This is a genomic window from Desulfobacula phenolica (genome assembly GCF_900105645.1).
Taxonomy (GTDB): domain Bacteria; phylum Desulfobacterota; class Desulfobacteria; order Desulfobacterales; family Desulfobacteraceae; genus Desulfobacula; species Desulfobacula toluolica.
Genome location: NZ_FNLL01000002.1, coordinates 91,712 through 106,339 on the forward strand (window position 1 = coordinate 91,712; position 14,628 = coordinate 106,339).

18 protein-coding genes are annotated in these 14,628 nt (G+C 41.4%); 1 reads left to right on the forward strand and 17 read right to left on the reverse strand.

Annotated features, from left to right (window positions below):
- Positions 1 to 20: 20 nt before the first annotated feature.
- Positions 21 to 803: a flagellar basal-body rod protein FlgG gene (gene flgG, locus BLT94_RS02920; RefSeq protein ID WP_092230244.1), complete on the reverse strand. Its 783-nt coding sequence runs from the start codon at positions 801 to 803 to the stop codon at positions 21 to 23.
- A gap of 18 nt (positions 804 to 821) precedes the next feature.
- Entirely contained in the window at positions 822 to 1,514 is a 693-nt protein-coding gene (locus BLT94_RS02925) for a flagellar hook-basal body protein (RefSeq protein WP_092230246.1), read from the reverse strand.
- A gap of 415 nt (positions 1,515 to 1,929) precedes the next feature.
- On the opposite strand from BLT94_RS02925, the gene BLT94_RS02930 reads away from it, so the two are divergent.
- Positions 1,930 to 2,163 (forward strand): hypothetical protein, encoded by a 234-nt coding sequence (locus BLT94_RS02930; RefSeq protein ID WP_092230248.1) that lies wholly within the window; start codon positions 1,930 to 1,932, stop codon positions 2,161 to 2,163.
- A 36-nt stretch (positions 2,164 to 2,199) separates the two neighbouring features.
- On the opposite strand, the gene BLT94_RS02935 is transcribed toward BLT94_RS02930, so the two are convergent.
- Genes BLT94_RS02935 through fliN form a run of 15 tightly spaced genes read right to left on the reverse strand, consistent with a single transcriptional unit; the run spans position 2,200 to position 14,627 of the window.
- Positions 2,200 to 2,463 (reverse strand): EscU/YscU/HrcU family type III secretion system export apparatus switch protein, encoded by a 264-nt coding sequence (locus BLT94_RS02935; protein ID WP_092230250.1) that lies wholly within the window; start codon positions 2,461 to 2,463, stop codon positions 2,200 to 2,202.
- A 6-nt stretch (positions 2,464 to 2,469) separates the two neighbouring features.
- Entirely contained in the window at positions 2,470 to 3,531 is a 1,062-nt protein-coding gene (locus BLT94_RS02940; protein ID WP_092230252.1) for a hypothetical protein, read from the reverse strand.
- Complete coding sequence (locus BLT94_RS02945; RefSeq protein WP_092230254.1) at positions 3,528 to 4,112, reverse strand: DUF6115 domain-containing protein; 585 nt, start codon at positions 4,110 to 4,112, stop codon at positions 3,528 to 3,530. Before BLT94_RS02945 ends, BLT94_RS02940 begins: the two co-directional genes overlap by 4 nt.
- Positions 4,109 to 4,411 (reverse strand): hypothetical protein, encoded by a 303-nt coding sequence (locus BLT94_RS02950; protein ID WP_092230256.1) that lies wholly within the window; start codon positions 4,409 to 4,411, stop codon positions 4,109 to 4,111. The genes BLT94_RS02945 and BLT94_RS02950 overlap by 4 nt, the downstream gene beginning before the upstream one ends.
- 15 nt (positions 4,412 to 4,426) lie before the next feature.
- Positions 4,427 to 6,064, reverse strand: coding sequence for a hypothetical protein (locus BLT94_RS02955; RefSeq protein WP_092230258.1), 1,638 nt, complete (start codon positions 6,062 to 6,064; stop codon positions 4,427 to 4,429).
- Positions 6,065 to 6,077: 13 nt separating this feature from the next.
- Positions 6,078 to 6,824 (reverse strand): sigma-70 family RNA polymerase sigma factor, encoded by a 747-nt coding sequence (locus tag BLT94_RS02960; RefSeq protein ID WP_092230260.1) that lies wholly within the window; start codon positions 6,822 to 6,824, stop codon positions 6,078 to 6,080.
- A gap of 19 nt (positions 6,825 to 6,843) precedes the next feature.
- A complete protein-coding gene (locus tag BLT94_RS02965) occupies positions 6,844 to 7,737 on the reverse strand; it encodes a MinD/ParA family protein (RefSeq protein WP_245742924.1) in 894 nt (297 codons plus the stop codon).
- Between the two features lies 1 nt (position 7,738).
- Complete coding sequence (locus BLT94_RS02970; protein ID WP_092230262.1) at positions 7,739 to 8,839, reverse strand: flagellar biosynthesis protein FlhF; 1,101 nt, start codon at positions 8,837 to 8,839, stop codon at positions 7,739 to 7,741.
- Entirely contained in the window at positions 8,832 to 10,931 is a 2,100-nt protein-coding gene (gene flhA / locus BLT94_RS02975; protein WP_092230264.1) for a flagellar biosynthesis protein FlhA, read from the reverse strand. Before flhA ends, BLT94_RS02970 begins: the two co-directional genes overlap by 8 nt.
- A 60-nt stretch (positions 10,932 to 10,991) precedes the next feature.
- Positions 10,992 to 12,065, reverse strand: a complete 1,074-nt coding sequence (gene flhB / locus BLT94_RS02980; RefSeq protein WP_092230266.1) for a flagellar biosynthesis protein FlhB — start codon at positions 12,063 to 12,065, stop codon at positions 10,992 to 10,994.
- Positions 12,066 to 12,071: 6 nt separating this feature from the next.
- Positions 12,072 to 12,860 carry a flagellar biosynthetic protein FliR gene (fliR, locus tag BLT94_RS02985; protein WP_092230268.1) on the reverse strand — a complete coding sequence of 263 codons (789 nt, stop codon included), beginning with the start codon at positions 12,858 to 12,860 and terminating at the stop codon, positions 12,072 to 12,074.
- A gap of 12 nt (positions 12,861 to 12,872) precedes the next feature.
- Positions 12,873 to 13,142: a flagellar biosynthesis protein FliQ gene (fliQ, locus tag BLT94_RS02990; protein WP_092230270.1), complete on the reverse strand. Its 270-nt coding sequence runs from the start codon at positions 13,140 to 13,142 to the stop codon at positions 12,873 to 12,875.
- A 2-nt stretch (positions 13,143 to 13,144) separates the two neighbouring features.
- On the reverse strand, positions 13,145 to 13,897 hold the full coding sequence (gene fliP / locus BLT94_RS02995) for a flagellar type III secretion system pore protein FliP (RefSeq protein ID WP_092230272.1): 753 nt from the start codon (positions 13,895 to 13,897) through the stop codon (positions 13,145 to 13,147).
- A complete protein-coding gene (gene fliO / locus BLT94_RS03000) occupies positions 13,894 to 14,286 on the reverse strand; it encodes a flagellar biosynthetic protein FliO (protein ID WP_092230274.1) in 393 nt (130 codons plus the stop codon). Before fliO ends, fliP begins: the two co-directional genes overlap by 4 nt.
- The gene (gene fliN, locus BLT94_RS03005; protein WP_092230276.1) at positions 14,283 to 14,627 is read right to left on the reverse strand and encodes a flagellar motor switch protein FliN; all 345 of its coding nucleotides are present in this window, start codon (positions 14,625 to 14,627) and stop codon (positions 14,283 to 14,285) included. Before fliN ends, fliO begins: the two co-directional genes overlap by 4 nt.
- Position 14,628: the final 1 nt, after the last annotated feature.

Here is a 14,628-nt window from a genome sequence, read left to right on the forward strand (position 1 = left end):
GCGGCACCCATATCCGTGATCTATCGTTTCAATCCGTTGGCTGTAGTGAGCATGGCATCAGCGGTCTGAATTGATTTTGAATTGGCCTCATAGGTTCTTTGCCCGGCAATCATGGACACCATTTCTTCAACCACACTGACATTAGAGCCTTCAAGATAATTATTGACCACTGTTCCTGCGCCATCTTCTCCCGGGGTTCTTTCCATTGCATCCCCCGACCCCTCTGTGGGCCTGAACAAATTATTACCTGCGGCAAAAAGACCTGCCGGATTAATAAATGTAGTGACCAGAATATTTTCCGTTCCAAGGATGGTTTCGTCTGCACCATGAAAAGACAATGTTCCGTTATCCTGAAGTGTAACCGTTATGGTATTGTCCGGCAATGATATTTCCGGTTGCAGGCGGTCACCTGAAGGGGTGGTTAGAAACCCTTCACTGTCCAGGGTAAAATTACCGGCCCTGGTATATAAATCTTCATCACCGTGCCGCACTTTAAAAAAACCATTGCCCTGGATTGCCATGTCCAGTTGGTTATCGGTCTGGATATAATCCCCCTGGCTGAAAAGCTTTTGCACACTGGTGGGCTTTACACCCATACCGACCTGTATCCCGGTCGGGACCTGTCCACCACCCGGGGTGGTCTGGCCGGCAACCTGCATGGTTTTATACATGAGATCTTCAAAATTTGCCCTGGATTTTTTAAACCCGGTAGTACTGGAGTTGGCCAGGTTGTTGGCAACAACATCTGTCTGCATCTGCTGCGCACTCATGCCGGTTGCGGCTGACCAGAGGGATCGTATCATAGATTATCTCCTGTTATCTTATCTGAGTTTTCCAACTTCATTAATTGCCTTTGAATCTATTTCATCAAATGTCATCATGGATTTTGTAAATGTTTCAAACATCCGGTGGTAATCAATCATCCTAACCATTTCTTCGACAACCGCGACATTTGCTTTTTCAAGCGCCTTATGCTGTACAACCGCTCCTTGTGCCTGAATCTCATCCGTGGTTTCACCGGTGTAAAACAAAAAGTTCTGCCCTTCTCTTTCCAGTTTGTTCAATTCTTTAAAGGTTACTATATCAAGCGTATCCACAACTTCTCCTGAAAGCAGTATCTCACCGTTCTGATTAACCGACAAATTCTGTTCCACATTTGCAGTATCAATGGCAATGGCACCACCCTGACCCATGACAGGATTCCCGTTTTGATCCACCAGGGTGCCGTTAATATCCAAGGAAAAATTCCCGTTACGAGTATATTTAATGCCTTCGGATGTTTCGATTTTAAAAAAGCCCGGACCTGACAGGGCCATATCAAGAGGGTTCCCGGTAGTCTGGATAGCGCCTTGTGAAAAATCTTTATTTAATTGTGCTTTGAATTGCGCATCAAAACTGATGCTGTCCTTCTTGAACCCTGTTGTATCTGCATTGGCAAGATTGTTTGACACGGTTTCCAATTTTCTTTCCTGCCTTAATCCTCCCTGTACGGGCCGGGTCATTTCAAGAATCATTTCAAACAATTCTCCTGTAAGATATTTGTTTATAAACTCTGTTTACTAAATAAGCAGCTTGTAATATAAATGCTTGCAATATAGATGCCAGTCACATTCAAAAACATGGGCTATTCTGCACAGGCACCTTAATTCATACGGTTTTAGAGTTAAAACAATCATATTATCAATTGACCGAACATCAATTGATTCGGTTCAAAAGGATCAATCGCCAAAACTTCGACATTAAAATAGCTCGTATTTTGACAGAACCAAGAAATATTTTCCTAGCAGAACCTATTCAATTTAAACAAATTTTAACTGAACTTGATAGAATAAGCTTGCATAAAATCCACTTAAAAGATAAACAAAATCGTTACTTTTTTAAAATTTTAGGATGTGACCATAAGAAATATTATAAAAAGAGGATGATACCATGACAGAAGAAAAATCAGATAATGATACACAAAAACCCATAATTGATTATGAAGCCACTGCAGACTTAACAGATTATTTTTGCCCTTTTTGCAATCATAAGCTTTTCAGAGGTAAAGTTACTGAATTCAATATGGTCTGTTCAAACTGTAACAAACTGGTTAGAAGCTCAAACATCCCGGCCAAAGAAACAAATCCGGAAAAATCAGACTCGAAAGACTCAAATCAGGAGTAATGATCATTCCTGTTTAATCCATGATGTTTAGAAATTTCATTTGGAATTCATAGAATATACAAAGGCCAGAAGCTCTGCAACTGCAACATATATTTCAGAAGGAATTTCTTCATCAATTTCAAGGGATGACAGCACCTCAATAAGGTCTGGATCATCTTTTATGGGAATATCATGTTGTTTGGCAAGGTCAATAATTTTTTGTGCCACCTTGCCTTTGCCTTTGGCTGTAACTTTAGGCGCACTGTTGGTTTCACGGTCATATTTTAAAGCAATCGCTTTTTTAGGGTAGTTTTTATCCATTAAAATTCAAATTACAATATTTAATACCTGATCATCACGATCTTTTATCAAAGTTTCAATTAAACTGCTGTGATGGATGTCATTTTTTTCAGCATTGATGCAGGTTATCTGATGAGCCTGGTAATCAATGCCTGCAAGACGGGTTTTCAGTTCTGGAATCATTGACTCAACATATTTGCATGTGTCTTCATCCTTGAGCAGAAACCGGCCGGTCATTTTTTTTTTCAGTATTGAAAAATCCGCTCTCAATGGTCCCAACCTGCTCATATCCAACAAAAAAGAGAGCTGAATAAGCTTATCCGCATCCTTGTTATCTTTTTTGGTTTTATCTCCCGTATCAATCAAAAGCTGTCCAAAGCTGAATGCCGATTCGTTAAAAATCGGAAACGGCAACAAAAATCGACCGGAATCTGAACTGTGGTGATTTAGTACTTGAAAATTTTCCAGGGTTTCAGAAAAAGCAGCTGCTGTTTTCAAAGCTTCAAATTTTCCTGGATTAGCACCTGACAGCTCTTTGAGAATATTTCCCTTTATATCCTGCTTTAACAGCATATCCAATTTATCTTTTATGCCTGGTGACAAGTCATTGCCAAGAAGTAGCTGCGCAACTTTTTTTTCCCATAACATACCGCTTTTCTCTATTAATTTTGGCAAAAATGTCTTATCAGGCTCATCTGATTTTAAAGCCATATCATATAACAGCTCTTTTACATTTTTTATTTTGATGCCTGTTGTATCCGGTATGGATTCGTTGTTCGAAAAAAAACCGACCAGGGAAGATATCTGCCGGGTTGTCATTTTTTGAACCGGACCAATAAGCTTTAAGATAATATCATCTTTTTGTGAAAGGACTTTCAATTGAACTTGCTCTCCGGGCTTCATCAGCAGTGCTGTTTTTGCAACAACTTTTTGACCGTTTATCAAAAGCTGCGCATTCCCCCGAGGTAACAATTTTAATACTTTTGCGCTGATCATCTGATTTTTTTTTAAATCGGGAAGTGTGTGTTTTTTATCATCCTCATTATGGATAACCATCTGAGATGATGAAACATGAATACCGGTGATCATCTGCTGTTCTTTTCCATTTCAATAAATTTTTTTTTAAGTTCAATCACCAGTTGAACTTCCCCTTTGGGAATGGATAGCTGCTGGGCAATGCTGTCGATATCAAATTGTTGATTATACATTTCTATAATACGATGCTGATGGTCAATCATTGCGTTTGAAGAGGCATTTAAATTTATGGTGTTGGGTAACGAACTTGATGGCTTGAATATGGGAGTATTTTTTTCCATTTTTTTTTGCAATGCATCTGCCCTGGATAACGAACGGTTAATACTGATTACCCTTGCATCCAATGCATTGTTCAACTCTTTTACCAATCGCTTTTTTTCTTTTATCTGCTGATCAAAACTGATAGCAGCTTTTCTGGATTCTTCGACCAAAGGCTCCAGCATCTCAATAATATCCGCAGCAGATCCAAAAGCAATTTTTGCACCTTCTTGCCCGTCATCTTGGTGGCTGGTATCCGGTCCTGCCAAATTCAATCTATTGATCTTTTTTACAAAGACAAATAAAAAAATCGCTAAAAAAAAATTAACAAAAAAAAGAATCGTGATCCAAAATTCAATTGAGAATAATTCCATCATACAGTTGTATCCAGCAACCGGCCTGTTGCGTCAGGGTCTTGATTCATTTCCAATTGTCTTTTTTTCTTTTTAGCTTGTTTTAACTTCTGTTTTTTTTTCAAGGCATCTTTCTCTTTTTTGGCCTTTAATTTTTCAGACGCATCAAACTCCTGTACTGTTGTATTTTTCACCCGTATATTGGTTGCCTGCTGAGCAGCAGCCTGCTCAGGGGAAGGTTTGGGTGTATGAGCCTGATTTGCCAGTTCCTGGGCACTCCCGGATTGTTGAATAACAAGATTATGCCCGGGTACGGTTGTCATTTCAACCCCCTTTTTCTAACTTGCCGTAAAAGATTTAAAGCTGACCCGGTCGATATACGGTCCGGGCAATGCTTTTTTTAAAGCTGTTTCAACGATCCATAAAATATCGGCTTCTGTGATTCCCTCTCTTTTTTCGGAAACAAGACTTTGATTCAGCGAATCATAAATTAAATCCCGGTAAAAAGATAAATTATTCTGAATTTCAAAATAAGCGCTTTGATCAGAATAATCAATAGAAATATCCACAGTGATATAAGTCATATCTTTTGACAGATCAGGGGCCAGTATGACAAAATCATTTAAAACTATATTTCCGGATTTTTTAATATTACCCTGCTTTTTAACATGAATATCAACTGTTTCAACTTCAATCTCTCTTTGTGTTTCAACGGCAACTTCTCCAACTTTGCCCGGATGTGTCGATTCACCGGGTTCTCCTGTAAAAAAGAAAAAATAAGTCAAAGGAACCGTAATTCCCAGAACAACCAATACAGAGGCAATGGCAATGGCAAATTTTGATTTATACCACTTGGATCTTGTTTTTTTATTTGATTTTTCAGTCTGATCTTCTTCTTCCAGAACGACCTGATCCTCATCCTCTTCATCAATACCATCAAGCTCAGACAATTCATCTTCACCTGCTTGATCTTCACCAACTGAATCGTCTATGCTGCTGCCAAAATCATTGTCCATTAAATCACCAAGGACATCTTCATCTTCCTGGTCGGCAACCATTAAGAGTGTATCAATATCATCCTGGGATATGAGGATATCCTCATAATCTTCTTCCCCTTCTTCTTCCCCTTCTTCTTCCCCCTCGTCACCTTCAAGCAGGAATGCATCAATATCATCCTGAAAATCATTTTCATCTTCCTGTGCATCCTCATCATCGTCGTCAAAATCAAAGGCTGCTACATCTGAATCAGGCGTTAAAAAATCCTCTATATCATCCAGCTCCGAGGCTTTTTCCTCATTTAATTCATCCGGCTCAGGCTGTGACCCGGGATCAGATGCAGATTGTGTTTGGGTCACTGGTTCCGGTTGGGAATCCAATACTGGGTCTTCGTCCAAAACGACAGGTTCAGAGGGTACATCAGTATCAAAATTTAGCATCAAATCATCAATTGTTTCCTGGACAATCAAGCAGTTACTGGCATCCACTGCTTCAGATTCATCAATGACACCATCATCCCGGCTGATATCTTCCGTAGCCCCTCCACCCATAAGCTTGTTAATATCATCCTGTGAGATCATTTCGACGTCCTCATCCGAAGCGTCATTTGAATCCATCAAATCATTAATATCATCCTGGGAAATGAGTTCCATATCATCATCTTCATCATCATCTATCGGATCTTCAGAATCTGATACACTTGAATTCATTAGCTGATCAATATCGTCCTGGGAAATGAGTTCCATATCATCATCTTCGACATCATCTTCATCAATGGAATCTTCAGGAGAAGATACGCTTGAATTCATAAGCGCGTCAATATCATCCTGAGAAAGCTCACCAAATTCATCATCGCCATCAGCAGCATCATCAGTATTTGAAAAGGTTTCTTCCGCTTCTTCAATGGAAGAGGATGCTAAAAGTTTATCAATATCATCCTGGGATATTAAACCGTCTTCTTCTAAGCCTGGATCAGACATTTAATGACCTCTTTTAATGAAAATAATCTTGAAGACCGGCTTTCAACTTCGTCAGAATCGCCGTATGAATCTGGCAGATGCGCGACTCAGTCAATGAGAGAACTTCACCGATTTCTTTTAACGTTAATTCGTCATAGTAATAGAGTGACACCACCATTTGTTCTTTTTGAGTTAATGTTTTAATGGAGTCAGCCAGAACAGATTTGAGTTCCTTTTTGTCAAAAAGATCGACCGGGGTTTCATCGCCTTTAATATTGGACTGGAAGCTTGTTTTTGAGTAAGCTTCATTTTTCTTTGTTTTAATAAAGTCATCCAGGCTCAGCACGGACCCCCTGTGAATATGGGTGAGCATATCATAGTATGCTTCAAGCGTAACACCCAGTGCCCGGCAAATTTCTTCATCCGTTGCCGGTGCTCCCTTACTGTCTTCAATGGTTTTAACAGCCCGGGTAATATCCTGGATTTTTTTTCTCATGGATCTTGAATAGGTATCCTTGCGTCTGAGCTCATCAAGAATCGCTCCTTTTATCCGGTACTGGGCATAGGTCTTTAAGCTGACATGTTTTGAGGAATCAAATTTATCCACAGCATCAATCAAACCAAGAGATCCTGCAGAAACCAATTCATCAAAAAAAACACTGGAAGGAAGGCGCATGGAAAATCTTGCAGCAATATGTTTAACAAGATATGAATACTCAATAATACTTTTTTCACGCCATTGGGCTTTATCTGCTTTATTTTCCTGATACCTAAGTCTCATATGAATTATAAATTTCCCCCTATGTTGCGGTATGAAACATTTTACTCATAAAAAAATTCAAATTCCCTTCTGAATTGGGCCTTGAAGGACCATTCCCCAAAGTAAATGCAATATCTTTTATGGCGCTTGCCGACAATGAATCCGGAGCTGTATCCATAACCAGCCCCCTTTTTTGAACCGCCTTCTGCAACTGCCTGTCAAAAGGGATGTGGCCCGCATATTCCAGAACAACATTTTTCAGGAACTTATCCAGAGCCCCGCTTAAGGATGCATAGACCCGTTTGGCATCTGCAACCGAATCAACCATATTAACAATCAGTTTAAAATATTTTGTTCCGTATTCCCGGGACATGACCTTCATCATTGCATAGGCATCTGTTATGGATGTGGGTTCTTTTGTTGAAATCACAATACATTCATCACAAGCTGAATTAAAATAAAGTACATTTGATGAAATACCTGCACCTGTATCCACAAAGATAATATCCGCCAGATCAGACAAAGTTTCAAATTCACTTAAAAGATTAAGTTTTTCACCGTCAGTCAGTTGAGTCAAATCGGAAAACCCCGATCCTCCAGGAAGAATTTTAATACCATGGTCTGATTCCACCATGACCTGTTCCAGAGTTTTTTCCGAACTTATCACATGCCGTATACTGTACTCGGGCCTTAAATTAAAAATAATATCAACATTTGCCAGTCCTACATCCGCATCAATAATAACCACCCGCTTGCCCATCCGGCTAAGGGAAACCGCCATATTCCCGACAATATTGGTTTTTCCCACACCCCCTTTTCCGCTGGTCACTGCGATAACTCTTGGAAGTTTTGTTCTGCCCGATGCCATACCTGCCTTTCTCCTTGAAAGTGCTTGCGATTTAACGACGTTTCGAAGTCCGTTTGCCTGATCCAACTTAATTTTTCTCCTTTGTTCCCTTTCCCAAAATAATCTGCAGCAACTGCCGCTTATCGGGAATAATTAAATCTTCAGGAACTCTTTGACCATTTGCAATCAAAGAAACAGGCAACTGAATATCATTTACCTGATCCAATATTTTACCACATCTTTTTGTTTCGTCTATCTTTGTAAATACAACCGTATCCGGATTGAATACTGAAAAAGCCGCTGCCGCGTCCGTCATGATAATAGCTTCTGATGTGACACTCAAAACCAAATGAACGGAAATTCTAAAATCCGTTTTGATCAATTGCAATATAGAATCAATCTTAAGTTTATCAAAATGACTGTGCCCGGCTGTATCGATTAACACCATATCCATGGATTTCATTCTATCCAGAGCGCAGGACAGATCCTGGGAGCTGAAGGCAGGAACACATAACAATCCCATGATTGAGGCATATGCTTTCAATTGTTCAAATGCACCCACCCGGTAATTATCAATGGAAATCAAGCCCACCTTCATTTTTCTTTGAAAACTCAGCATGGCCGCAAGTTTTGCAATGGTTGTTGTTTTGCCTACACCTGTCGGGCCGACAAATGCCGCCACATGAGGAACACCGGAACTGTTATCCCTGTTAAAAAAATCTTTGGTGGCGATTTGATTCAGGCACTGGTGCATCACACCCTTTTTTAAGGATCTTATTCGTGTGTCCTGATCGGTTGTTTCATCCATCAAACCGCTTGCTTTTCGAATAATCTCGCCTGCCAGTGTTTCGCTGACACCTGCTCGCAAAAGAGAGGCCAGAACACCCACCGACTCAAAATGATCACAGACCATATGATGCATTGTATTTCCAAAACCGGCAATGGAAATCAAATCTTTTATATCTGCAATATCCTCTTTTATGGATTCGATCAAAGGATCGTTTCCGGTTTTTGCATCTTGATTTTCCGGCATGGCCGCTTCCACCTCAAACATTGTTTTTGCGTAAGGATCAAGAGGCTTTTTAGGAATTTTTCGAGTGCTTAAAATCATGGCATCCGATCCAAGCTCTTCTTTGATATTTGCAATGGCTTGTTGAATATTTTCAGCTTTAAAAACTTTCCTATTCATTCTTCAAACTCACCTTTCCACTTGCCTGTAAATTTATATCATCCACTATTTCCGCATGGGATACAACACAAACAGTGGGTAAAGACGGTTCAATCAGTTTCCTGAAATGCCGGCGCAGACTTGGAGATGTCATGATAATGGGTTGTGTATTAAATGCCACCTGTTGTTCTACCTGTTTTGTCACAGCTCGAATGATTTCTTCTATCAACCGGGGATCAAGTGCAAGATACGAGCCATGTTCCGTATGTTTTATGTTTTTAGATAAGATTTCTTCCAGAGTTCGATCAAGGGTGATGACCTGTAAGATCTTGCCTTCCTGAAGATAGGGGGCCAGCATTCCTTTGGCAATTTTCTGCCTGACATATTCGGTGAGCAGATCCGGATCTTTGCCCATGGGCGCAAAATCCGCCAAAGTTTCAACAATGGTGAGCAGATCCCTGATGGAGATTCTTTCCCGCAACAGGTTCTGAAGTATTTTCTGAACAACTCCCAGGCTTAACAGGTTGGGAATCAATTCTTCCACTGCCTTGGGACTTGTCTTGGCAAGATTATCCATCAGATGCTGCACCTCTTGTCTGCCCAGAAGATCGTATGCGTTATTTCTAATTATTTCAGTCAGATGAGTGGCAACAACAGTTGAATTGTCCACTACGGTATATCCTGCAAACTTTGCTTCTTCTTCGCGATCCATTGGAATCCATAAGGCCGGCAGGTTGAATGCCGGTTCAATGGTTTCTATTCCCTCTATTTTCTGAGCCGTTCCCCCGGGGTCCATGGCCAGATAATGGTTCACCATCAATTCGGTTCCGGCGGCTTCCACGCCTTTTATCAGCAACCGATATTGAGCCGGGCTTAAGTTCAGGTTATCCCGGATATGAATGGGGGGGATGATAATACCCATTTCCGTGGCAAACTGCCTTCGGATGGCCCTGATCCTTCCCAGCAATGTCCCGTCCTGCTGTTTATCCACAAGGGGGATCAATCCATATCCAACCTCAAGTTCAATGGTATCCAGGTTTAACAAGTGATCCACATCTTCCGGGGAACCGGATGTCTCTTCTTGTTCAGAAGCTTCAATGTCTGCCTGTTTTTCTTCTTTGTCCGTGTCTTGTCCCCTTAAAAAATACCAGGCGATTGTCCCGAGAACCAGCCCCAGGGTCATAAAAGGGATGGAAGGCAACCCGGGTATCAACCCCATACAGAAAATAATCACCGATCCGATAAAAACCGGGGTAGCGCTTGAAAAAAGGTGCTTTGCAAACTCTTTGCCCATTTTCATATCAGATCCTGATCTTGACACCAGAAGCCCTGCGGCGGCTGAAATCAAAAGGGCCGGAATCTGTGAGACCAGGCCGTCACCAACGGTCAGAAGAGTATAGACGGTTAATGCTTCCTTCATTTCCATGCCCTGCTGAAGCACACCGATAACAAACCCGCCCACAATATTGATCATGGTGATGATAATACCGGCAACAGCATCTCCCCGGACAAATTTTGAGGCACCATCCATGGCACCGTGAAACTGGGATTCCCTGGCAATGGCTGCCCTTCTTTCCCCGGCTTCCACCTCATCAATCATCCCGGCATTCAGATCCGCATCAATAGCCATCTGTTTTCCGGGCATGGCATCCAGGGTAAACCGGGCCGCAACTTCTGCAATTCGGCCGGAACCTTTGGTAATAACCATAAAATTGATCAACACCAGAATAATAAAAATGACAAGTCCAACCACATAATTACCTCCGACAACAAAACTGCCGAAAGACTGGATCACTCCCCCGGCTGCAAGCGGGCCCTCACTGCCGTGCAAAAGAATCAAACGGGTGGATGCCACATTTAAAGAGAGCCGGAACAATGTCAACACCAGCAAAAGTGACGGGAAAATAGCAAACTCCAGAGGAGCGGTTGTATACATGGTTGTAATCAGCACCACGACAGCAAATGAAATGTTCAATGCCAGAAAAAAATCAAGGAGTATGGGATGCAAGGGTAAAATCATGGCCATAAGAATCCCGATAAAGGCGACCACCATCAAGATATCTGAAGATTCTCGTTTGATCCCTGCAATAATTCCTGTTTCGCTTGCTGCCATTTACACTCCCAAGTTAAAAGATATAATTTTGACGCCCATTGCCAAATTATTGTCACACGCTTACATTTTTTTGCCCTTTAATTTATACACATGTGCCAGCAATTCAGCAACTGCCTGGTATAATTCCATGGGAACTTCCCCGCCAATATCAACATTGCTATACAAATTTCGGGCCAATTGTTTATCCTCAACCAGTGGAACATCATTTTCCCTGGCAATTCTCCTGATATTTTCCGCGACCTGACCCGCCCCTTTTGCAAGCACTGAAGGCGCATCCATCTGGGTTCCATCATATTTAACCGCAACTGCCAGACGGGTCGGGTTTGTCACCACCACATCCGCATCAGGAACATCCGCCATCATCCTCTTTCTGGCGGCTTCATACTGGAGTTGCCGTATCCTTGATTTTACCATGGGATCACCCTCTGCCTGTTTTGCTTCATCTTTGACTTCTTTTTTGGTCATTTTCTGATCTTCCAGAAATTTCCATTTCTGATAGGCATAATCCAGAACAGCCACAATGATCATGATCAGGCATACCTTAATGAAAATCCAGAACGAAACTTTGAGAATAAACAATAAAATTTGGCCGATGCTATAATCATACAACAGTGATATTTCTGTAAATTCTGCCTTGACGGAAGAGTAGGCAACCATGGAAATGATGGTAATTTTTAATAAGGACTTAATAAATTCCACGACAGCCCTGGAAGAAAATTTTTGTTTAAAGCCACTGATAGGGTTAAGCTTGGATAGTTTGGGTTCCACAGCTTTCCATGAAATGGAAAACCCTACCTGTGCAACGTTTGAGAGCAACGCCACCAATACAATTGGAAGCAGGATCGGAATACAGATAAAAATAAATTTTTCAGTATGAAACGCCAGCAGTCGGACAACCTCTATATGAGTTAACAAAGGAATTTTTTGAAAATTAAAATTGAAATGAAACACGGATAACAGATTATTATAAATATAACCGGCTGATGCATTTACGGATATAATGCCGGCAAGAAGAACGAATACGGAAACAACTTCCATACTTTTAGGGACATTGCCTTCTTCCCTTGCCTTGGAAAGCTTCTTCGATGACGCATCTTCTGTTTTCTCTCCGCCGCCTTCAGGATCTTCAGCCATCTTTTTTTACCCTCCGCCTGCAAAAAAAAGAAGATACATCAATAATTTTTTAAATTCCGCAACATAATTTTGAGTTATAATGACAATAATTTGAAGGGTAAAGCCAAAAAGAGCCAGCCCGACCACTATTTTTAAAGGAAATGCCACTATCATGACATTCATCTGGGGCGAAAATTTAGCCATCAAACCAAATCCCACGCTGACAAACATCAATGAGGCTATAACCGGGGCACCTATCTTTATGGCAAGAAGAAACAGATGGGCACCCAGATTGATTAATTTTGCCAGCATGGCTTCCTGCATCATGAAAAAACCCATGGGAACCAGTTCAAAGCTGTCAATGACTGCCAGGAACACAATATGATGCCCATTTAACAAGAGAAAAACAATGACGCAGACCCAATAGCCAAGCTGGTCAAGAATCGAAACATTTTCACCGGTCTGAGGGTCCATAACATTGATCATTGAAAATCCCATCTGGAATCCGATAATCTGTCCGGCAAGCTGAACCGCACCAAAAAACATATGCAGACACAACCCGAGAGTAAGCCCGATCAATGCTTCAGCAAGAATCAGCAGCCCTGTTGCAATCACACTCATGGGAAATCTTTCCAGGTCCACCTCCACCACTGAATAAAACAGCAGGGATACCACCATGGCAAACCCCATTTTAAGGGTTGTAGGAAACACCTTTGAGGAAAATACAGGAAACATGAAAAGAACAATACTGATCCTTAACAAAACCAGCAGATAGGTTCTGAACTCGATAGGATCAATGACATTGAGAATATCCATAGAAAATGCATCCTATCGGATGTACATGGGAATGTTTTCAAACACGTTTATGGTAAAATCGGTAATTTCATCCAGCATCCATGGGGCTGCAAACAACAGCCCTAAAAAAACAGCTATAATTTTAGGAACAAATGTCAGGGTCATTTCCTGAATCTGGGTAACGGCTTGAAAAATACTGACCGCAAGTCCGACCAAAAGCCCGATGCCCAACATGGGCATGGAAAGATAAATAGTCAGTATAATGGCTTTTTTTGCAAATTCAACAACAAATTCAGGGGTCATGATTACACTCCGAAACTTTTTAACAGGGAAGCACAAATCAGATGCCAGCCATCCACCAGCACAAACAGCATAAGCTTGAACGGCAATGAAATCATGACCGGGGGAAGCATCATCATGCCCATGGCCAGAAGCACGGACGCCACCACCATGTCAATCACAATAAACGGGATGTAGAGAACAAAACCGATGATAAAAGCAGTCTTTAACTCACTGATCACATATGCCGGGATCAGCACCAGCAGGGATACGTCATCTCTTGTTTCAGGCTTTTTCATATCCGCCCCTTTTACAAACAGAGCAATATCACTTTCCCTGGTATTGATCAGCAAAAATTTTCGAATCGGCACCTGAGCCGATTCAAACGCCTTCTCATAGGTTATTTCTCTTTCAAGGTAAGGATTTAGAGATTGCTGATAAATTTCCTGGGCCACGGGCTTGATGATAAAAAACGTCATAAACAATGCCAGGCCCACAATAACCTGGTTGGGAGGGCTGGACTGGGTGCCAATGGCCTGGCGCAAAAAATGAAACACAACGATCAGTCGCGTAAAAGGGGTCATCAAAATCAAAATTGCAGGTGCCAGGGCAAGAACCGTGAGCAAAGCAATAATTTCAAGAACAACGGCAACCTCTTCAGGTGTTTTCGCGGTTTCAACATTCAATTGCAAAGATGGAATGGGAAATGTCACGGCATGGGCTGCCCCAACGGCACATACCAGAAAGAAAAAGGTCAGGCAAACCATTCTACTTTTCATGATCCTTTCCCTTTTTCCAACACACTGCTCTCTTTATTTTTAAATAACCTGCCTGATTTTTGAGTTAAGATATCTGAAAATTTGAAAAGCGATTCATTTTTCTCGACAGGAAAATCAATCTCCCGTTCAATGGAGGATATTTTTGAAATATTTGCCGGCGTGACACCAATAAGAATGATATCGCCCAATACATCCAGCAACACCAGTTTTTCTTTTGGAGAAAGGTGGTGGACACACAATACTTTAATAAAATCCCTGCCTCCTTTCACCCCCTTTGCCGTTGAAAATTTCTTGATCAGGTAAAAACAAAGTATCAGAACCGCCAGTACCAGGAAAAGCATGGAAAACGTTCTGGCAAAGGCAACCCATATATCAGATGAGGTATTCACTCTTCTGATGCCAGGGATTTTACCCTGTCAATGGGAGTAATGACATCTGTAAGCCGGACACCGAATTTTTCATTCACAACGACCACTTCCCCCCGGGCAATGAGCTTCCTGTTGATATACACTTCCAATGGTTCGCCAGCAAGTTTGTTTAACTCAATAATAGACCCCTGGCCCAGTTGAAGAAGATCATTTACAATCATTTTTGTCTTGCCCAACTCAACAGAAAGCTCCAACGGGATATCAAGAATAAAATCCAGCTCTCTTTCTCCCTGCTCATAGGTCTTTTCAATACCCATTTCAACACCATCTTCAATTTCCGTATTATCGTTTTTTTCAGACATG